At 47.4% G+C, this 21,899-nt stretch carries 16 protein-coding genes; 4 read left to right on the top strand and 12 right to left on the bottom strand.

Annotation, left to right across the window (positions count from 1 at the left end):
* Positions 1–15: 15 nt before the first annotated feature.
* The 3 genes from essB to M1D65_RS15760 form a co-directional block, all read right to left on the bottom strand.
* Positions 16–1,371 carry a type VII secretion protein EssB gene (gene essB / locus M1D65_RS15750; RefSeq protein WP_024573120.1) on the bottom strand — a complete coding sequence of 452 codons (1,356 nt, stop codon included), beginning with the start codon at positions 1,369–1,371 and terminating at the stop codon, positions 16–18.
* 14 nt (positions 1,372–1,385) lie between these two features.
* On the bottom strand, positions 1,386–1,625 hold the full coding sequence (gene yukD, locus M1D65_RS15755) for an ESX secretion system protein YukD (RefSeq protein WP_003228763.1): 240 nt from the start codon (positions 1,623–1,625) through the stop codon (positions 1,386–1,388).
* Between the two features lie 69 nt (positions 1,626–1,694).
* Positions 1,695–1,988 (bottom strand): WXG100 family type VII secretion target, encoded by a 294-nt coding sequence (locus M1D65_RS15760; protein ID WP_003220661.1) that lies wholly within the window; start codon positions 1,986–1,988, stop codon positions 1,695–1,697.
* A gap of 519 nt (positions 1,989–2,507) precedes the next feature.
* On the opposite strand from M1D65_RS15760, the gene adeR reads away from it, so the two are divergent.
* From adeR to M1D65_RS15775, 3 genes are all read left to right on the top strand, one after another.
* Positions 2,508–3,776: a sporulation transcriptional activator AdeR gene (gene adeR / locus M1D65_RS15765; protein ID WP_456270619.1), complete on the top strand. Its 1,269-nt coding sequence runs from the start codon at positions 2,508–2,510 to the stop codon at positions 3,774–3,776.
* 101 nt (positions 3,777–3,877) lie between these two features.
* Positions 3,878–5,014 carry an alanine dehydrogenase gene (ald, locus tag M1D65_RS15770; protein WP_041352154.1) on the top strand — a complete coding sequence of 379 codons (1,137 nt, stop codon included), beginning with the start codon at positions 3,878–3,880 and terminating at the stop codon, positions 5,012–5,014.
* 111 nt (positions 5,015–5,125) lie between these two features.
* The gene (locus tag M1D65_RS15775) at positions 5,126–5,803 is read left to right on the top strand and encodes a YukJ family protein (RefSeq protein ID WP_003228755.1); all 678 of its coding nucleotides are present in this window, start codon (positions 5,126–5,128) and stop codon (positions 5,801–5,803) included.
* Between the two features lie 44 nt (positions 5,804–5,847).
* On the opposite strand, the gene M1D65_RS15780 is transcribed toward M1D65_RS15775, so the two are convergent.
* From M1D65_RS15780 to M1D65_RS15815, 8 genes are all read right to left on the bottom strand, one after another.
* The gene (locus M1D65_RS15780; protein ID WP_003228753.1) at positions 5,848–6,057 is read right to left on the bottom strand and encodes an MbtH family protein; all 210 of its coding nucleotides are present in this window, start codon (positions 6,055–6,057) and stop codon (positions 5,848–5,850) included.
* A gap of 15 nt (positions 6,058–6,072) precedes the next feature.
* A complete protein-coding gene (gene dhbF, locus M1D65_RS15785) occupies positions 6,073–13,209 on the bottom strand; it encodes a non-ribosomal peptide synthetase DhbF (protein ID WP_456270620.1) in 7,137 nt (2,378 codons plus the stop codon).
* 19 nt (positions 13,210–13,228) lie between these two features.
* The gene (locus M1D65_RS15790) at positions 13,229–14,167 is read right to left on the bottom strand and encodes an isochorismatase (protein WP_029318480.1); all 939 of its coding nucleotides are present in this window, start codon (positions 14,165–14,167) and stop codon (positions 13,229–13,231) included.
* A gap of 27 nt (positions 14,168–14,194) precedes the next feature.
* A complete protein-coding gene (locus M1D65_RS15795; RefSeq protein ID WP_456270621.1) occupies positions 14,195–15,814 on the bottom strand; it encodes a (2,3-dihydroxybenzoyl)adenylate synthase in 1,620 nt (539 codons plus the stop codon).
* A gap of 28 nt (positions 15,815–15,842) precedes the next feature.
* Positions 15,843–17,039, bottom strand: coding sequence for an isochorismate synthase DhbC (gene dhbC / locus M1D65_RS15800; protein ID WP_021480516.1), 1,197 nt, complete (start codon positions 17,037–17,039; stop codon positions 15,843–15,845).
* Positions 17,040–17,064: 25 nt separating this feature from the next.
* Entirely contained in the window at positions 17,065–17,850 is a 786-nt protein-coding gene (locus M1D65_RS15805) for a 2,3-dihydro-2,3-dihydroxybenzoate dehydrogenase (protein WP_031315322.1), read from the bottom strand.
* 193 nt (positions 17,851–18,043) lie between these two features.
* Positions 18,044–18,913, bottom strand: a complete 870-nt coding sequence (gene besA / locus M1D65_RS15810) for a ferri-bacillibactin esterase BesA (protein ID WP_070547713.1) — start codon at positions 18,911–18,913, stop codon at positions 18,044–18,046.
* Between the two features lie 213 nt (positions 18,914–19,126).
* A complete protein-coding gene (locus M1D65_RS15815; protein WP_003228739.1) occupies positions 19,127–19,723 on the bottom strand; it encodes a sulfite oxidase-like oxidoreductase in 597 nt (198 codons plus the stop codon).
* Between the two features lie 100 nt (positions 19,724–19,823).
* Here M1D65_RS15815 and M1D65_RS15820 point away from each other — a divergent pair, with 100 nt between their 5' ends.
* Positions 19,824–20,426: a biotin transporter BioY gene (locus M1D65_RS15820; protein ID WP_029318475.1), complete on the top strand. Its 603-nt coding sequence runs from the start codon at positions 19,824–19,826 to the stop codon at positions 20,424–20,426.
* A 68-nt stretch (positions 20,427–20,494) separates the two neighbouring features.
* On the opposite strand, the gene M1D65_RS15825 is transcribed toward M1D65_RS15820, so the two are convergent.
* Positions 20,495–21,823, bottom strand: coding sequence for a Na+/H+ antiporter family protein (locus tag M1D65_RS15825; RefSeq protein ID WP_003228736.1), 1,329 nt, complete (start codon positions 21,821–21,823; stop codon positions 20,495–20,497).
* Between the last annotated feature and the right edge of the window lie 76 nt (positions 21,824–21,899).

The raw sequence follows: 21,899 nt of genomic DNA on the forward strand, positions 1-21,899 counted from the left end.
GCTTCATGTCTCACGTTATTTGTCATCTTTTTTCTCATCTTTCTTTTCTGTTTCTTTTTTCTCGTCTTCTTTTTTCTTCTGTTCTTCTTTTTTCGCTTTTTCCTCGGCTGCGGCTTTTTCTTCTGCCGCTTTCTCTTCTGCTTGTTTTTCTTCGTCTGTTTGTGTCTGTTCTTCGCTTGTATCGACTAACGATGTTTCAGAATTAGACTGTTTATTTTCTTGACGTTCTTTTTGCGCTTTTTCAAGCTCACTATTTACTGAGTCAAGTTCTTTTTGTATGTCTTCATCATTTGTATCCTCAGATAAAAGCTGCTGTTTATATTTAGCTAGGGCAAAGTAAATATAATCATTGTATTCCAGCTTGCGGCCGATACTGATCGCTTCTTTGTATTCTCCTCGACCATAATCAATCCAATATAAGAAATGCTGAGGGTCTGATTGAAGGGTGACTAAATTATTTTCTATATTTTTGGTTTTTGCACTCCCCAGGTTTTCGACCTCAACATAGGACGTCGCCAGCTGATACTGCACCGATTCAGGCAGGCTTTCCGCATCGTACTTGGACAGTGTGCTGATGACTTCACTGTACTGCTTGTTTAAGAACGCACGGTTGCTGTCCACTATCGCCTGGTGCTTTGGCTGCGCGAAAAATAAGGCGTACATCGAATAAATAAGTGCCGGTACAAGCAAAACAATGAGCCCCAGGCCGATATATCGCTGGATGTTCCACTTCTTTCTCGGGATATGTATGTATGTTTTTGCTTTGGCTTCGAGCTCATCAATATGGGTTTGAATCAGCTCGAGCAAATCATCATAGGATTCAGCATCTAATATCGCCTTTGCCTCTGCGGAAAACGTCAGCGTTTCATTGAATTTCAGGTAGTCTTCAAACGCAAAAGCGCCGTCAACTGCCAAAGCCGCTGCCGCTTTCAGCTCCTGCCATACTCTTTCCTCATCACGCTCGTAAGGAGGAATGCTTTCTTTTACTCCATAATGGAGAAAATAAGGCGTAAGCCCTTTATCGAATACAATGTTTTCAGGAGCGACAATCAAATTCAGCCTAGACAGATTGTGCTGCTGTACGGCTTGAACAAGCTGATAGGCAAACTGCCATTTACTTTTTTTATCCTTAGCTTTCATGAAGCGGAATGCTTTATAGGAGGAGGGAGGTTGGATTGTGATGATTACTTCATCATCCGTCACATCGATTTCTTTATGAAAAAATGGATTTATATCTTTGATCACGTTAGCTTCAAGACCGTCGAGAAGCTTTATTTTTTCCCGTTGAAAGGTAAATGTATAGCCGGCATCTGTTTTCTCGGCAACAGCTTCTAATTGGTTTTCTAAATATGATTTTTGTTTACCTGACATTCAACCAGATCCTTTCATAATATTTCAAGCCGGTCTCCGTTTGTAATGCCGCAATCAGACAGCTTGCATTCTCCGGAAAACACCTTATCCTTGTTCACCACTCTGATCCAGTGCCCTTCGCGCGGAGGCATAGATACGCTTTGGGCCTGCCAAGCAATATCAATTACTTTTTTCACCGGGTGGTAATCTGACAATCTGAGATCAAAGACACTGCCGTTATAATGTTTCAAATCTATTGTAATATCAATATACATTTAGGATCACCCTTACATAGAAAGAGCGCCGTCTTCTTTTGAATCAGGCGCTCCTTCCCTTTCATACTGTTATCCGCGGATTTGATTTGCGATGTCTTGGTCAGTAGACTCAAGTGTATTTGCTGTTTGATCAAGCTGCTGATTCACATCTTGAAGCAAATCTGACATTTTGATAAATGAAGGTTTGAGCTGCTCGTATTGATCTGCGAACGCTTCGCTTGAAGCACCTTCCCACATGCTTTTCAAATCAGAGATCATTCGGTTTAAACGATCAACCTGATTTAATACTTCTTGGCTTTCAACGCCGTATTGCTTCGCCATCGCTCTTAGCTCTTCGGGTGTGACACGAATTAATCCTGCCATATTCCTCATTACCTCCTGTGCCATCAGCCTAAATATGGGCTAATTCACTTATTTTTAGAACGTCATTATTATAAAAACAGTTTTTCGGCATAGTCAAACAAATATGTTTTAATTTTACAAAATGAGTCCAATGGTTTATCCCGAATCACTTAAAAATGACATATACTGTAAAGTAAATAGGTTTATTTTCTTAATCTTCTCTTCATTCTCCGAATAATCCAAAAGACCCAAATAACGCTCCAACTCCCAAAAAAAACCTTTCAGAAAATTTGATGCTACAGCACCATTTCTGAAAGGTTCAGTTTTTTCTTTCCTTAATTAGTCTCGCCTCCGATGACTTTCTTAGAAGATTAATAGGATAAGCTGTCGTTATATGAGGCATACAACTGTCCTGCAAAAAGGCGATTACACCGCCAATTGTATATAGAACGTTTCTCTCATGAAATTGTTTTTTTGCTTCTGTTCTTTGTTGTTGATTTTCACAAACAACAACAATCATAATAAAAGGAAGGGGATGAGATGTCAAAGAGAAATCAAGCACGAAAAGTAGGGAGATTTATGACCATGCCGAATGATCCGTTTAAATATAGTTTTGACAGACTTGAAGATGTGGCTGATCATATCAGCGACGTTCTGCGGTGCCCGATCACCATAGAGGATGTTAACCACAAGCTGCTTGCCTACAGTACACACAGCGACTGCACAGACCCTGCCCGGACGTCTACCATTATTGGCAGAAGGGTACCGGAGAAGGTGATTAACAAGCTGTGGAAAGACGGGACAATTCCAGCTCTCTTAAAAACGGACCAGCCGATCAGAGTCAAGCAAATTGATGAAGTCGGGCTGAGCAATCGCGTCGCTATTTCGATTTGGAAAAACAATCAAGTGCTTGGCTTCATATGGGCGCTTGAGATCCAAAAAACATTGTCCGATGAAGATCTGCTGACATTGCAAATGGCAGCAAAAGCAGTGAAAAACAAGCTTCTCAAACTTCAAATCAGAAAAACGAAAAATGAAGAACGCAGCCAAGAATTTTTCTGGAAAATGCTGACCGGACACATCCATCAGGAGGATGATATGGCGGATGGGTTCCATAAGCTTGGAATGGTTGTTCCTTCAGAGTTTTCCGTTATGATCATCCGCATAAATGGCGAGCTGACTGAAAAAATCGAACAGCAGCTGCAATATTTACAGGAAACGACCCAGCAGGTTTACGTGCTGCTGGCGACCGTAGATTCCAATGAACTTATTATATTAACCTCACCCAAAACAGATCATCCTTTTCAAGATTTAAAACAGTTTGCTTTAAGTACGCAAAAACAGCTGAAGGAGCGGTATAAAATAGAAGACGTTTCTATCGCTTTTGGCGGAATATACAACTCTATTTCTTTTGTCTCCCGCTCCTATCAGGAAGCATTGTCCGTCTTAAAAACGAAGGAACGGTTCACTGAAGAGACCAAACATCTTTTCAGCTTTTCTGAGTTAGGCATTTATCAATACTTAGATGTCTTATATGAAAAACGGAAACAGGCGGGCCATTATAATTACTCGCTTTCCAAACTGGAACAATATGACCGGGATCACCAGTCAAATCTGGTAGAGACGCTAGAGCGCTTTATTGAAGCGGACAGCAACGTGAATACCGCTTCCAAGCTGTTAAATATACACGTTAATACGTTGAATTACCGACTCAAGCGGATCAGCCAGATCGCTGAAATTGATTTGAAAAATGTGAATCAAAAATTCACCATCTATTTAGATATCAAACTTCGGCACATGGATTTGTGAAATTTCACAAATCCATGTTTTTTTATTTTCTTAATCAAACAAAGAATTTTCCAAAATATCAAGCTACACTAAAAATATCACAGATACAGGAGGAGACAGATATGATCATAGGGGTTCCTAAAGAGATAAAAAACAATGAAAACCGTGTCGCATTAACACCCGGGGGCGTTTCTCAGCTCATTTCAAACGGCCACCGGGTGCTGGTTGAAACAGGCGCGGGCCTTGGAAGCGGATTTGAAAATGAAGCCTATGAGTCAGCAGGAGCGGAAATCATTGCTGATCCGAAGCAGGTCTGGGACGCCGAAATGGTCATGAAGGTAAAAGAACCGCTGCCGGAAGAATATGTTTATTTCCGCAAAGGACTTGTGCTGTTTACGTACCTTCATTTAGCAGCTGAGCCTGAGCTTGCACAGGCCTTGAAGGATAAAGGAGTAACTGCCATCGCATATGAAACGGTCAGTGAAGGCCGGACATTGCCTCTTCTGACGCCAATGTCAGAGGTTGCGGGCAGAATGGCGGCGCAAATCGGCGCTCAATTCTTAGAAAAGCCTAAAGGCGGAAAAGGCATTCTGCTTGCCGGGGTGCCTGGCGTTTCCCGCGGAAAAGTAACAATTATCGGAGGAGGCGTTGTCGGCACAAACGCGGCCAAAATGGCTGTCGGACTCGGTGCAGATGTGACGATCATTGACTTAAACGCAGACCGCTTGCGCCAGCTTGATGACATCTTCGGCCATCAGATTAAAACGTTAATTTCTAATCCGGTCAATATTGCTGATGCTGTGGCGGAAGCGGATCTCCTCATTTGCGCGGTATTAATTCCGGGTGCTAAAGCTCCGACTCTTGTCACTGAGGAAATGGTAAAACAAATGAAACCCGGTTCAGTCATTGTTGATGTAGCGATCGACCAAGGCGGCATCGTCGAAACTGTCGACCATATCACAACACATGATCAGCCAACATATGAAAAACACGGGGTTGTGCATTATGCTGTAGCGAACATGCCGGGCGCAGTCCCTCGTACATCAACAATCGCCCTGACTAACGTTACTGTTCCATACGCGCTGCAAATCGCGAACAAAGGGGCAGCAAAAGCGCTCACAGACAATGCGGCACTGAGAGCGGGTTTAAACACCGCTAACGGACACGTGACCTATGAAGCTGTAGCAAGAGATCTAGGCTATGAGTATATTCCTGCCGAGAAAGCTTTACAGGATGAATCATCTGTGGCGGGTGCTTAATTCACATTGAGCTTGCAGAAAGATTTCTGCAGGCTTTTTTATTTTTTAAAAGGAAAAAAGAGACCATTTCACGAATTATGACTATGAAGTTGATCATAAAGGAGGATTCATATGGCTGTTCAGCAATATGGCGTGTTAAAAGGCATAGTCTTAGACATGAAGCGGGAAACAGATGATGACAGTCCTCATTTCCAAGTCAAAATGCTCGGTGAAGAGAATACGTATTACAGGTGCGCCATCAATGTGATGTCCAGTTCTGAGGAATCTGAAGTATTGTATTTGGCTGACGATCAGTTTGATTCGGGCTCAATTACCATCCTTCCGAACATGCCGTATGGATATACAAGGATCAATGAAGCAAACCGTGAAGTGGCACTGGATTATGTGCGGGGCAATTTGTTTGACCCGCGGGAAATGAAGCCTTTGCCTCATGAAATCACAGGACCTGATAATGATTTAAATGATTTTATTGAAACCTATATGAAGAAAGCACAAGATGAGAAAGCGCCGGTTTATATATTCGGTTCAAAATTCGGCCCTGAACAGGCTGCAGATAAAATATTCGGCTTTACCCCGACTAACGGAATGCACAATATCCATATGAATCAAGGGAATGCAATGGATACGCGCTGGAAAAAAGACAACGGCTCTTGGCATGACGGGGGTATTCTGATTCAGTTTGCAGATCAGTGGGCCGCTGTGTTTTTAGCGTTTTTATCCCAATCTTGGTGTACCGATGAAAACGGAAACCCGGTCAGAGATTGTGATCATACCCAAACGTCTGCGTAAGATTAGAAAAAGAGACTGCGGCGAGCAGTCTCTTTTTGATACGATTACACATTTTCAACAGTCTTTAGGCTGTTTGGCCTCATATCGCTCCAATGCGATTGGATATAGTCCAAACAAGCTTCACGCCCTTTTTGCTCATGAACGACTGTCCAGCCGCTCGGCACATCTATAAAACCGGGCCATAGGGAATATTGGCCTTCTTCATTGATCAGCACCAAATACGTGCCATCCGCATTTTCAAAAGGATTAGCCATTCTATTTCTCCTCCCTTATTTATTCAACTCTTCCAGTTTGACAGCGAGAACCTTGCCGATTTGAGCCAGAGGTTCCGGCTGACATAAATCTTTATGACGGCAGTCGATGTCAATTTGTTCAATCTGTCCGTTAATATAAGGCTTCCACGAATCAGGTTCAATCGGATCAAACCATTCAGGAATGATTGTTGATCTGAAAAACAAAACATTTCCGCGGAAGGTTTTCGGCTTATAGGAGCCTAAAATGCCGACAGAATTGACATACGTATTCTTCAAATTTAAAATGACCGTTTCATCCAAGCTCGCAAGCGCACTGCCGTCACTGCGAAGAATCTCAATCGCTGCTTCAAAATCTAGCGGTTTGTCCCCTAAGCTGTCCGGATCGTACCCGCCTAACGCCAGAAGGGCAATAAGCGCTTCCTCATCATCCGGCGCCTCTTTTATAGGAAGGAAGTGGTTTGGATAGGCATCCAGCATCACCAATAGGGAAACTTCTTCTCCTTGATTTTGCAGCTGGGTCGCCATCGCTTGAACGACATTCCCGCCCAGAGACCAGCCTAGCAGATGGTACGGGCCTTTCGGCTGAACCGTTCGGATTTGTTTAATGTAATCGGCAGCCATGTCATCAAGTGTTTTCGGAAGCTCCTCGCGCTGCCCGATTCCCCGTGCCTGCAAGCCGTAGATCGGATAATCCGTTCCTATATTCGTCATCAAACCGGCATAGCACCAGCTGAGTCCCCCTGCTGGATGAACACAGAATAAAGGAGGCTTGTCTCCGCTTGTTCGGAGCGGCAGCAGAACGTCAAGAGCGCTTTGGCTTGATCCCATTTCAAGTCTTTCAGCGAGCCCGGCTACAGTAGGTGCTTCGAACAAGTTGCCGATGCTGAGTTCAACGCCGAGTGCTTCACGAATGCGGCTCATGAGCTGTACAGCAAGCAAGGAATGTCCGCCTAAATCAAAGAAACGGTCATCAATGCCGACACGCGGCAAGTGAAGCACCTCCATAAAGAGGTCACAGAGAATTTCTTCCTGCGGCGTTCTCGGTCCTCGTCCTGTCACTGCCGCTGCGAAATCCGGAGCGGGCAGCGCTTTACGATCAAGCTTTCCATTCGGTGTCAGCGGCAATTCTTTCATCGTCATAAAGGCAGCAGGCACCATGTAATCCGGCAGTCTCTCCGCAGCATATTTGCGCAGTTCCGCCGTATCAAATGTTTCTTCCGAAGGGATGACATAAGCTGCCAACCGTTTATCTCCCGGCTGATCCTCACGAACGATCACTGCCGCATCTTCAAGCTGCGGATGCTGAACAAGTGCAGCTTCAATTTCTCCCAATTCAATTCGGAATCCCCGAATTTTCACTTGATGGTCTGCACGGCCGACATAGTCGAGGGAACCGTCAGCGCGGAGGCGGGCCACATCCCCAGTGCGGTACATCCGGGTGCCTGGAGGACCGAACGGATCAGCTATGAAGCGTTCAGATGTTAAACCAGGCCGGCCTAGATAACCTCGTGCTAACCCCGCTCCTGATACATACAGCTCTCCGGCAACACCCGGCGGAACCGGCTGCAGGCGTTCATCCAGCACGTATACACCAAGATCGGGAATGCCGCAGCCGATCAAGCTGTTTGCCCGTAAAACTGCCATGCTTCGGTCTAATTCGATATAGCTCACATGCACCGTCGTTTCTGTAATCCCATACATATTGATAAGCTGCGGTCTATTTTCAGGGTGGCGGTTGTACCAATCCTCTAAACGGCTGAGTTCAAGCGCTTCTCCGCCAAAAATGACATAGCGCAGACTGAGTGCCTGTCCGAGATCCGGCTGTTCCCGTTCCGCCTGCATAAACTGATAGAAAGCAGACGGTGTCTGGTTCAGAACAGTCACCCCCTCTTTGACAAGCAGGCGCAAAAACGCTTCTGGCGATCTGCTGACGTGGTGAGGCACGATCACAAGACGTCCGCCATGCAGCAGAGGACCCCAGATCTCCCACACCGAAAAATCAAACGCATAGGAATGGAACATGGTCCAGATATCGTCTGAGCTGAAACGGAACCAGTGCTCAGTCGCTGCAAATAAACGTGTTACATTTTGGTGAGGAATCATTACACCTTTTGGAACACCTGTTGAGCCGGATGTATAAATGACATATGCCGTATTCAAAGGCGAAAGCGGCTGAGTCCTATCCTTATTTTTTGGATTACCTGCAGGGTACGTGTTTAGTTTCTCTGCCAGCTCGGGATCATCCAGCACGATTTTCGGCACGTTTTCAACTGGCGGAATGTGATTTGCAGCTTTAGTGTTCGTCATGATAAACGCAGGCTTTGCATCTTTTAGCATAAAAGCAATTCGATCAGCCGGATAATCCGGATCAAGAGGGAGATAAGCTGCCCCGGCCTTTAGCACCGCCAATAGGCCGACAGCCATTTCCAACGATCGGGGCAGTGCCAATGCCACAAATTGCTCCGGCCCGACACCTTCACTAATCAGCATTCGGGCAAGCCGGTTTGCTCTTTCATTCAGCTCTGCATAGTTCAGTGCCTGATTTTCATATACAACGGCAATGGCATCAGGACGTAAAGCAGCCTGCTTCTCAAATTGCTCTGGCAAACATGCGTGCGGAATCTTTTCAGATACACTTTGCCAATCAGTCACCATGCTGCTGCGTTCCTCTGGTGCAAGAATATCCAGATTTCCGATTTGCTTGTCAGGATCAGACTCGGCAGCCTCCAACAGGCGCATCAATCGGTCAGCAAGAGCCTGAGCAGTTTCCCGCTTGAAAAGATCAGTGCTGTATTCAAGCAGTCCTTCCATCCCGTTTGGTGTCCCGTCAGCAAGGCGATCTTCACTGATTTCCAGCGTCAAATCAAACTTGGCAGAACCGACACTGTTGATTCGCAGGCTGCTCTCCATATCAGGAAGATGCAGTTCAGCGTCCGGTGTGTTTTGGAACGCAAGCATGATTTGGAATAAAGGATGCGTCGCACGCGAACGAGCCGGATTGAGCACCTCTACAAGTCTCTCAAACGGCAGATCCTGATTGTCATAGGCGGCCAGATTCACTTTCCGTACTCTGTCTAGAAGCTCACGAAAGCTTGGGTCACCGGACGTATCAGTTCTGAGCACCAATGTATTAATAAACAGCCCTACAAGATCGCCCAGCGCATCATCATTCCGTCCCGCGATCGGACTGCCGATCGGAATGTCGGTGCCCGCCCCGAGCCTTGTCAATAAAGCGGCGAGACCGGATTGAAGCACCATAAACAGGCTCACCCTATTTGTGCGAGCCAGCTCCTGCAATCGCTTGTGAAACTCGGGCTCAATACGAAAATGAATCGTATCTCCATCATGACTCGGCTCAGCCGGACGTGAATAATCGGTTGGCAGTTCAAGCTGATCAGGCAGGTTTTTCAAGGTTTCTTTCCAGAAAGCAAGCTGACCGGCAATCAAGCTGTTTGGATTATCCTCGTTTCCAAGCAGTTCTTGCTGCCAAAGCGCATAGTCTGCATACTGCACAGCAAGAGGCGCCCATTCGGGAGATCGTCCGTGGCAGCGAGCCGCATAAGCTGTCCCAAGGTCTCTGGTCAGCGGTGTTAAGGACCAGCCGTCCCCGACAATATGATGGACGAGAAGAAGCAGCACGTACTCGTCAGGACCGATCACAAAAAGCTCGGCACGAAAAGCAGGTTCAGCTGCAAGATCAAAGCTGTAGCGTACAGCTTCGGCAAGCCGATCAGAAAGCTCCTTCTCAGCAATTTCAGTAACATGTAACTCAGGATGGGCTTGATCGGCATCTAAAATATGCTGATAGGATGTCCCCTGTGATTCAGGGAAGATCGTCCGAAGGCTTTCATGACGGCAGACGAGGTCATAAAGTGCCGCTTTCAGCAATCCTTGATCCAGCTCACCTGACAAACGGACAGCAACCGGAATATTATAAGTAGGACTCGGTCCTTCCAGACAATGCAGGAACCATAGCCGGCGCTGGGCAAATGATAGCGGGATCTTTTCAGGCCGCTCAGCTCTCTGCAAAGCGGGACGTGCACTCTGCGCCAAATCAAGATGGGCAGCGAGTCCGGCTACTGTCGGTTCGTCAAAGAGCTTGGCGATACCAAGTTCGGCTCCCATTACCTCGCGAATGCGGCTCATCAGACGGGCTGCAAGAAGAGAATGGCCCCCAAGCTCGAAGAAACTGTCATCGATACCGACGCGTGCCAAACCGAGAACCTCTGCAAACAAGTCACACAATATCTCTTCCTGAGGAGTCCGCGGGGACCGATCACTGACAGATGTGCTGAAGTCTGGTGCCGGCAGTGCTTTCCGGTCAAGCTTGCCATTAGGTGTTAATGGCAGCTCGTCCATCTCCACAAACGCCGACGGTACCATATAATCAGGAAGACTAGCCCCCATATAACGACGAAGCTCTGCAGTATCAATAGCACCATCAGCGACTACATAAGCCGCCAATCGTTTGTCTCCCGGCTGATCTTCCCGTACGACAACCGAGGCCTGTTCAATGTGCGGATGATTGGCAAGCACGGCATCAATTTCTCCAAGTTCAATTCGGAATCCGCGAATTTTGATTTGATGATCCGCCCGCCCGATATAATCCAAAGACCCATCGGCACGCCAGCGGGCCTGGTCTCCGGTCCGATACATCCTAGTTCCCGGCGGTCCGTATGGATCTGCAACGAAGCGCTCCGCCGTTAAATCAGGGCGATGGAAATAACCTCTGGCCAAGCCGGTGCCTGCAATATAAAGCTCTCCGACAACGCCCGGCGGCACCGGCTGCAATCCATTATCAAGCACATACACCTGCGTGTTCCAAATCGGTTTCCCAATCGGAGGAACGCCCTGCAGCCCTTCTTCAAGAAAAGCTGCGGCAGACCAAATCGTTGTTTCAGTGGGACCGTATAAGTTCGTGACTGAACAATGAAGGTCTTGAAGCGCCTGCAAAAGACCGCTCGGCAGCGCCTCGCCTCCTACAAGCACTCTAAGCCCCCGAAGTTTCTCAGGTTCACTCGTTACCAAAGCGTGCCACAGTGTCGGTGTCGCCTGCATGATGTTAATATCGAAATTTTCAATCATTTGAGCTAATGCCTGCGGCTCACGGATCGTTTCTTTCTTTGCGATCACAATTTGCGCTCCGCTAATCAGCGGAAGATATAACTCCAATGCTGAAATATCAAAAGCGACAGTCGTCACAGCCAACAGCCTGTCTTCTTCTCCTAGAGAAAATGCCTCCTGCATGGACAGCAGAAAATTGCTTAAGCTCTTCTGTGTCACAACGACTCCCTTCGGTCTTCCTGTTGATCCTGAGGTATAGATGATATACGCGGGATGGTCAAGAGAAACCGATACATCCGGATTTTCCGGCGAATAGCGTTTTATAATCTCCTGTGTAACAGCCTGATCAAGCACAAGCTCCGGTACAGCCAGGTTATCAGGCAGACTGGCTGCTATTTCCTCAGTAGTTATGATGCATGAAGGTTTCGCATCCTCCAGCATGTAAGAAATGCGGTCGGCTGGAAACTCCGGATCAAGGGGGAGATACGCCGCACCAGTCTTGAGCACACCAAGCATTGAGGCCACCATCTCAGGGGAACGCGGCAGAGCCAAAGCGACAAATTGCTCCGGACCAAGCCCTTTTTCGATCAACAGACGCGCGAGGCGGTTTGCCTCTTCATTGAGCTTTCGATAGTTGACTTGAATGTCATCACACATGAGAGCGATACGTTCTGGCGTAAGAACTGCCTGCTTTTCGAACATGTCCTGAAGGCTGACCAGCTTCTCGGATTTTGCCGTCTCATTCCATTTAGAAATGACTTTTTCTTTCTCCTCTGGCAACAGAAGCTCCATTTGCCCAATCAGCATGTCCTCTCCGGCAGAAGCCGTTTGCAGCAGCTGCAGGATACGCTGCTGATGAAGCTTAATATCAGACTCACTGTATACCTCGGGATTCGCATCAACATCAATTCGCAGCCCGCTGCCGTCTGTTCTGTCATATACATTGATTGATAGATCATCAACAGGACCGGCTGAAAGATTATGCGTTGTGCCCAGGGCGCCGGCAAAGTCGAGACCGTAATCAAACAGCATAAGATTGATTTGAGGGCCAAATAATCTATGATTTTCTCCTATCAATTTCAGATCGCGCCGAAGCTCTTCATGGCGATACTTATGATGTCGCCGAATACTGCGGATTTCCCGGGAAATTTGCTGAATCAGTTCAGAAAAGCTCATCGAAGAGCTTACCGTCAGCCGGAGCGGGAGAAGGTTCATCACCATAGCCGGTACATTCAGTGACGCGGACCCTATCCGACCCATCATGGGCAGGCCGAGCACAACATCCTCAGAGCCGGTCATACGGTGCACATAAACAGCTGACACCGCAATCATGACTTCATGCCAGCTTCCTGAGAAATAGCGCGCCGCTTCTTTTAACGCGTTTACATCAGACGGAGGCAGATATGCCGTATGACGAAGAAAACTGTTAGATGTTCTTGGCGCCCGATCAGCCAAGCTCACAACTTCAGGTGCATCTGCAAAACGGTCCAGCCAGAATTGACGATCCTTCTCATACTGCTCTGATCCGCGATAATCTGTATCCTCTTCCAAAATGGCCTGGAGAGACCCAAAGGAACGGCCTTTAGCTGTTTGTCCTTTTATAAGCGCAGTATATGTACTTGCCACACGTTGGGCTATCAGGGAAAAACCGAAGCCGTCGATCGCTATATGGTGAATGCGCTGATACCAAAAGAAACGATCAGGCCCGGCAATAAACAGAGCTTCATTGAACAAAGGGTCATACCCTAAATCAACCGGCTTTGCTAAATCAGCTTTCATCCAGTTTAATGCTGTTTTTTCCGGATCAGGCTCAGAGCTGACGTCAATGACGTGCAGCTGTACATCCGGAGACGGGTTTATCATCTGCCAAGGCCCGTCCATATTTTCACCGAAGCGGACATGCAGCGATTCCGCTTCCTTGATCACGTGCCGCAAAGCTTCTTCAAAAAGAGCAATATTGATTGGTCCATTGATTTCTATATATTCCGCTGTATTGTAGATTGGATTGTCCGGATCAAGCTGCTGAGCAAACCATATGCCAGTTTGCGCCCCGGTCAAAGAATATTGAAGATCTTTTGTATCAGGCATCCGTTTGTTTACCCTCCTTTTATAAATAATCCGCGTTTGGCAGCACTTGCTGGCTGCGGGTTGTGAGCAATTTCTGCCATTCTTCGATCGTTGGGCGTTCAGCCAATTCCACGAAAGTCACCTCTGCCCCTTCACGGCGCCATTGTTCCACCAATGTCATGATCCTTACCGAATCAAGACCACGATCGAGCAAATCCTCTTGATCTGTGATGTCTTCCGGTGTTTCTTGTAGAAGCTCAGCAATTTGTTTACGGATATTCTCACATGTAAACACATTCTTTTTGCCAGTGTTTGCTGACGTTTTTTGAACGTCTGCCGGCGCATTCTGCAGCTGATCAAGAAGACTGTCAGTCATCACGGTAAACGCACAGCGTCCAGCCGCATAGTCCAGCGCCATTTGATGTTTTTCTAATGAAAAATCAGCAACTGCATCTCCCACAAAAAAGGCTTTAATATCCTCCATAAATGCTTCACATGCTGTAACAAGACAGCCGATATGGGCGTAAATTCCTGTAATGATCAGCTGATCGCGTCCCTCTTTGCGCATCATTTCAAGCAGATTCGTTCTCTTAAACGCGCTGTATCTCCATTTTGTCAGCACAAGATCATCATCCTCTGGTGCCAGCTCGGTTATAATTTTCTCCTCATAAGGACCGCTGTTTAATCCCGGGCCCCAAAAATCTGTCAGCAGCGCACGGTCATCCGGATTTTGGCTTCCCGGCTGTGCGGTATAGACAACAGGAATCCCAAGCTGAACACATTGATTCTTCAGCTTTCGTATATTCGCTGAAAGCTCTGTTACCGGAGACGCTCCTGCTGTGAAAGCATCGACAAAATAGTTTTGCATATCGTGAATTAACAAGACAGCCCGATTCGGATCAGGCACCCATGATACTTTGTTTTGCGGCATATCAGATGCTGTCGGCATTTGATACGGCTGAATGGCAGGTATAGCCATATGAACACTTCCTTTCAAATTGTTGATTTATTTTTTTGACCCTGCAAGAAGTTTCTCGGAAATGGCTTCACGAAGAGCCTTTTTGCTTACCTTTCCTACCCCTGTCTGCGGAAAGGATTCGACAAATTCAACTCGGTCAGGGATTTTATATGCCGCCAGTCCGCGCTCTCTCAAAAATGCTTTAAGCTCTGCGGCTTTTGGGTCTTCATCTCGGGGAATAATGAACACACAAGATCTTTCGCCAAGAAATTGATCAGGCATGGAGACCATTGCCGCATCATGGACAGCCGGATGCGCCAGCAGATGATTTTCTACCTCTTCAGCCGCAACCTTTTCTCCTCCACGGTTAATTTGATCCTTCGCCCGGCCTTCAACGACAATATAGCCGTCTCGTGTCAGCCTGACGATATCACCCGTACGGTAAAAACCATCCTCAGTAAATGAAGCGGCATTATGCTCTTCCGCCTTATAGTAACCTCGAATTGTATATGGTCCCCGTGTCAGCAGATGTCCTGTTTCACCAGGTTTTACGTCGCGATCATGATCATCCCAAACACGCACTTCATCATATGGGGACATCGGTTTTCCTTGAGTGTTGACAATGATCTCCTCAGGATCATCCAATCTCGTATAATTGACGAGACCCTCTGCCATTCCGAACACCTGCTGCAGCGTGCAGCCGAAAACAGCTTTTACCCTGCGCGCGGCTTCAGCGCTAAACTTGGCACCGCCGACCTGCAGCACTTGAAGGCTGGATAAATCATCACGGCGTGAGGATGCCGCATCCATCCATACCATCGCAAGAGGCGGAACAAGAGCGGTTATCGTGACCTTTTCCCGTGCAATCAAAGGAAATGCGTCATCTGGACTTGGAGAAGGAGATAATACCACTCTTCCTCCAGCGTATAATACGCCGAGAACGCCGGGTGAGCTCAGCGGATAATTGTGTGCCATCGGCAGCGCGGCCAAGTACACCGTGCTGTGGTCGAGCCAGCAGACCTCCACACTCCGCTTCAGGCTGTATATGTAGTCATCGTGGGTCCTCGGAATCAGTTTCGATAGCCCGGTGCTCCCGCCAGAAAGCTGGAGGAACGCCACATCCGAAGATTTGACTTCAGGCAGTTTTACAGGTTCTGTATGCAAATCCTCCAGCGGCAAAAATTCCTCTGCCTCACCTGCGACAATGACGTGTTTCAAAGTCGGCAGCTTGCTTTGAACTTGTCTGGCAAGCGTACGGTAGTCAAAACCGGAATAAGCGTCGGGAATGATATATGCAGCCGCTTCAGCAAACTCGCAAAAATATGTAATTTCACTGCTTCGATGAGAAGGCAGTGCGAAGACTGGAAGCGCCCCCAGACGGAATAGCGCGAAAATAACTTCAAAAAACTCTTTGATATTTGGCAGCTGCACTACGACACGATCCATCTGTTGAATGCCGAGCTTCTGAAATCCGGCAGCCAAACGATCAGCCCTTGTGTCAAGCTCTTGATAGCTCCAATGGGTGTTCCCGCATGTAATCGCAATGCGGTCGCCATATTTGGCTGCCCGGTCTCTTAACAAATCTCCAAACGTCTCGCCGGCCCAGCAGCCATTCTTTCGATAGGTCTCAGCTAACTCATCAGGCCAAGGAGTAAATCCTTTCAGCATGTTGCATCCCTCCAGCAATTCATTCTGTTCATATGTGATCCACGCCCATTGCCCGCAGCATTGTCCGAAACTTTGCGGACGTCTCCTGAAGCTCGTCCTCGGGCTTTGAACCGGCCACAACACCAGCTCCAGCATACAGGCGGAGAGAGCGTTCTTCTGCTTCTGCACAACGGATGGTCACGATCCATTCTCCGTCACCGGCATCGTCACACCATCCGACCATGCCGGTAAAGAAACCGCGGTCAAATGGTTCAATGCTGAGAATCGCTTCTCTTGCAAGATCAGTCGGTGTTCCGCAGACTGCTGGCGTCGGGTGGAGAGCCGCCGCCAATTCAAGTGCGGTTACAGACGGGTCGGAAAGCTCTCCCTTAATCACGCTGGACAGGTGCCACATCGTTTCCGTTTTGATCAGTGAAGGCTTCTCCGGAACCTCCAGCGTCCGGCAGAAAGGTCTCAGCGCTGCCGCAACCGCGTCAGCGACAACCGCGTGCTCATGAAGATCCTTTGCGGAAGAAAGCAATTCAGCTGCCCGGCGCTGGTCTTCAACAGGATCATTACTGCGCGGCCTTGAGCCGGCTAATGGGTTGGAAACGACCTGTGTTCCCATCCTTGAAACGAGAAGCTCCGGACTTGCTCCGAGCAATGTTCGGCGGGGAGACGTTTCCTCCTGACTGGACACGTCTGCGGCAAACGTGTAGCCATGCGAGTTATGCTGAGCCAGATGGCGAAGCAATTCATCCGTCTGAATCGGTTCAGGCGATGTCAAATGCAGCGATCTGGACAGGACGATTTTGCTGAGTGTTCCATCGGCAATGCGTGTCAGCCCTTGTTCAACACCATTTTTATAATCCTCAGGTTCAGGAACAGGCTTTATGTGGTATGTATGCCCAGCCTGCTGTTCCTTTTCCTCATGATCAAATTGAAGCGGTCCTGACCAGCGCACTTCTTCAGGTACAACGAGCCGCGCTGCTTTTACTTGATCAAAAGGAACGGCCCCGACAACAAGCGGCCGGCTTTGCCCTGATTGTTTTGCCTGACGTAACGCCTCTGCAATTCGGCCAGAAAGGGTTTCCATTTGGTTTTGCCCGTCTGCCTCCGGTACGATTTCACATATGCCTTTCGCTAACAGTACACGATGAGGAGACGCTAAGAAAAAGGCGCCCGGCTGATATTCATGAAGCAAATGCTCCGCTTTTGTTTCTGTTATAACGTTTTGATCCAACATTCTCATGAACCTCCTTTAAATTCAGTTACACGCCTAAGGTCGCGCCGCCATCTACGCATAAATTATGCATCGTAATATGCCCTGCCTGGCCAGAAACCAAAAAGAGCACCGCATCCGCAATATCCGAAGGCTTGGCTAGTTTTTTGAGCGGAATCCCTGTTTTAAATGTCTCAAGTGATCCTTTTATGACTTGCTCCGCTCCATTCTCGTCGGCCCATAATGACCACTGCATGTCTGTTTCCGTTGATCCGGGAGATACAATGTTGCAGCGAATATTGTATTCTGCAAGCTCAAGGCCAAGGCATTTCGTAAACATCACAGCCGCAGCCTTTGAAGACGCATATGCCGCCATAGATGTTCTTGGTATACCGGCAGCATTCGATCCGACTGTTACAATCGAACCCGATCTTCGGTCCATCATATATTTGCTGACTGAACGCGAGGCGTTAAATACGCCAGTCGAATTCACTGAGAACGTCGCCTCCCATTCCTCATCGCTAAGCGAATGGATCAGTCCCGGGCGAAGGACACCCGCTACATTCACTAAAATATCAATCGGCCCCATTTCACGTTCGATGCGCGCCGTGATCTCATCAATCGCCGCGCTGTCTCTCACATCCGCAGGAAAAGCTTCTGCATGGCGGCCTTCTGCTTTGAGGCTGCTCACAACCTTTTCCAGCTTTTCAGGATTATAATCAACTGCCGCAATATGTGCGCCTTGACTGGCAAGCGTCCGCGCAACAGCTTCGCCTATTCCTTGGGCAGCCCCTGTTATAAAAGCAATTTTTCCCTCTATACTCTTTGCATTCATATCATCAATTCCTTTCTTCGCTCTAAATGCCGAACAGACATCCAGCGAAAAAGACTGCTGCGCCTTGAAAAACGCAATCCATTGATAATGATTATCATTATCAATTATAAAAATAATCATATCCAAATGTCATGTGACAGTCAAATATAATTTCAGTGACAAATATTTTTTTAAAGGCAAGGCTGAGTATGTCTCAGCCCATTGATAGATGCGGTCCGTCAGGGTGAAGCGCAAAACGCAGCGCCCTGCTGACCAAAACAGGAAGAACTGAAATATGTCCTTCTCCTGAAAACTCGCAAAATTCTGCCCGTATGCCTTGTTCAGATAAAACGGCCAGCCGCTCATAAAGCTTCCTTGCATTATCATTCATCCGGCTTTTATGATGCTGCTCCAATTCTCCTACGGCAAGCAGGATATTGATAGGCTGATTGTTTTTCTTGGTGAGAGAGACGAAATGGTCCGTTTTCTCGAGAATAAACGGTTTATTCCAATGAATGGACGGACTTCCCGCGATATACGTTTGAAACGCATCGGGCTTTGTTAGCAGCACCTGCAGCACGAAAAGCCCTCCGAGCGAATGGCCAAAGATTGTTTGTCTTTTTTTATCAATCTGGTAATCTCGTTCTATCTCCGGTTTTAAATCCTCTTCAATAAATCTGAAAAAGCCCTCCGCTCCGCCATGCTCCGGCCATTCTCTGCCGTCGGGCCTTTCCGGCAGCTTCGATTGGGCTGTTGGCATTGTAAAATCCCGGTGGCGTGCTGAGGAGAACGGCTCCGCTGTCTCATAGCCAATGCCGACGATCACTGCAGGGATCACCCCGGTTTTTTCGGGTCGGCGTCCCTGTATTCGAACGGCTTCCGTCATCGTTCCGAAGACAGAATTGGCATCCAGCAGATAAATCACAGGATAACCAGCGGGTGGCGGCGGCGTACTAGGTTTCGAGATAAAAATGTGATAGGTACGGTTTTCATTGCGTGAAGACATCATACGCACTTCCGTACCAGGAATCGTAAATGCGTTTGATGTCCCGCCATTTGTCCGGTCTGTTGTTTGCTCTTTCATGCAGTACGACATTCCTCTCCTTAAACTAAACCGCAATGTATGATAATGATTTTCACTATCAACTAGACACCTCAAATAATAGGTTTTCTTCCAAAGAAAGTCAACTTTTTCCCGAATAAAAAAGGCACCTTGATCAAATAAGGTACCTGCAGACTATCAATATGGAAGTAAAAACCTAATAAAGATGCGGATTGTCCTATTTGAAATAGAACCTTAATCCCATGTAAACCTTTGATTTTGCCAAGGGTCGCCTCTCATGTGATAGCCATTCCGCTCCCAAAAGCCAGGGTGATTTTCTTTCGTAAATTGGATGCCGCGCAGCCACTTGGCGCTTTTCCAAAAATATAGATGCGGAAACACACCCCGCAGCGGAAAGCCGTGTTCAGGGGTTAAAGGTTCGCCATTATGCGCATAAGCCAGAAGGGAAGTTTCCGCTAAGAAATCATCAAGCGGCAGATTGGTCGTCCAGCCCTCTTCAGCATGTAAAATGACGTAGCCCGCTTCTTCTTTTACACCCGCTTTTTCCGCTATATCACAAGCCCGCACGCCTTGCCACACATTATCAAGCCTTGACCATCCCGTGACGCAATGAATGTCATTTTTCGATTCATACCGTGGAAAGGCTTTGACATCTTCAAAGCTTAGCAGCATCGGATGGTCAACCAAACCGTATACTTGAAGATTCCATTTCGTCATATCTTCGTAATATGGGACATCTCCGGTATGAAGCACAGGAAATGAAGTGGTGACGTTTTGATTTGGCGGCACTCTTCCAGATTGATCGGATTGTCTTGTTTTTCCGAAATACATATGGGCCTCCTTTTTGTTAACCTAATTTAAAATCATGTTGACAATCTTTTTGTTCTTTATTACTCTATGATTGTGTATGTCAACCTAAGGGGGAACAACGATGAAACAACGTAAACTTCGTGCGGGAGATATGGCGCTGATTGGCATGTTCGCCGCACTTATGGCTGTCGGGGCCAACATTACATCAGTAGCACCCTTTTTACAAGTAGCCGGCATTCCGCTTTCGATGCAGCCGTTTTTCTGTCTCTTGGCTGCTTTGCTTCTTGGCAGCAAACGGGCAGCGATTGCCATGATTGTATATGCACTTGTCGGATTGGCCGGAGCGCCTGTGTTTGCTCAATTTTCAGCAGGCTTCGCACCGTTTGCAGGGAAAAGCGGCGGGTTTATTATCTCATACATCCCGGCAGCATTTGCAGCGGGTTGGTTTTTAGAACGAAACATTCAGCCAAGTAAAATTCGATTTCTCATTGCTTCACTTATCGGAACGGCGATCATGTATCTCATCGGCACTACCTATATGTATCTTGCACTGAAGCTGTGGATTCATACGCCAGTGAGCTACGGCACGGCTTGGGGCTTTATGATTTGGTTTATGGTAAAAGATACAGCGCTGGCTGTGATACTGTCGTTTATCGCACCAGCAATCTACCGCTCTATTCATAAAGCAACCGGCTTTAACAGAAATCACATATCGTCCATGTAAAACCGTTCTATTGGACGGTTTTTTTATCATAACGAGAAAAGGCTCCCCAGTAAAGGGGAGCCTTTTTCCTATAAAACAAGCGCTGCAATCCAGCCAAAGATGACAAGCGGAATATTATAAAATATAAATGTCGGCACACAAGTATCCCAAATGTGGTGATGCTGGCCGTCCGCACTCAAACCTGAAGTCGGGCCAAGCGTACTGTCACTGGCAGGTGAACCGGCATCGCCGAGGGCAGCAGCAGCTCCGATAATCGCAATCGTTGCCATCGGGCTGAATCCAAGCTGCATACATAGAGGCACGAAAATGGTTGTAATAACAGGAATCGTCGCAAAAGAAGATCCGATCCCCATTGTAATTAATAAGCCGACAATGAGCATCAGCAATGCGCCCAAGGACTGACTGTGTCCGATAAAACCGGCTGACGTTTTGACCAGTGACTCGACATCCCCGGTTTTCGTCAATACGTTTGAAAACCCGGCTGCAACAAGCATGACAAAGCCGATAAAGGCCATTAAAACCATTCCATCAGTAATCAGTGAGTCCGCTTCATCACGCTTCATCACACCGCTGACAAACAGAACAATCAGACCAGCGAGCGCCCCCATAATCATTCCTTCTACTCCCAAAGTCTGAGATAAGTAAAGCTGGACGCCGAGTGACACAACAATGGCTAGAACCGCGATACCAATACTTTTTCTCGTATATGGCGATGCTTCTGCACCTGAAATGTCTTTTGTTTCATATTGTTTCGGTTTACGGTATACGATCACTGATAAAATAAGGCCGACAACCATACCTGCAACTGGAATAATCAGTGCGTACGGAATATCAGCAAGCGGAACGTTTAACCCGGCATCCGCCATATTGTCCTTCAGCATGCCTTGGAAGATTTGGCCGAAACCGACCGGAAGCAAAATATAAGGAGCCGTTAAGCCAAATGTAATTACACACGCGATCAGACGGCGGTCCATTTCAAGTTCATTAAAGATTTTCAAAAGCGGCGGAATCAGCACCGGAATAAACGCGATGTGAACCGGAACGACGTTTTGCGAAAAACAAGATACAATTAAAATAATCAGCACAATCAGCACCTTAGACAGTGCTTTTTTTCGAGAATCTTCTTTATTTCCGATTAATTTAACGGAGGCTTCCACCATTGCGTCCGGAAGACCTGTTTTCGTCAAAGCGGCGGCAAACGCGCCAAGCATGGCATAGCTGACTGCAACGGTGGCATTTCCGCCGAGACCGTCTGTAAAAGCTTTAACCGTTTCGCCAAGACCGAGCCCGCCTGTTAACCCGCCGGCCAAGGCGCCTATAATTAATGCGATAACAATATTGACACGCAGCAGGCTTAATACAAGCATAAGCAGGACTGCGATGACGACTGCATTCATGATGATACCCCTCCAAAAATCCTTTAGTTTGCTAATGTAGTAGATAAATAAAGTACGAACGTATCGTATCATAACC

It is taken from the genome of Bacillus sp. JZ39 (genome assembly GCF_053903145.1).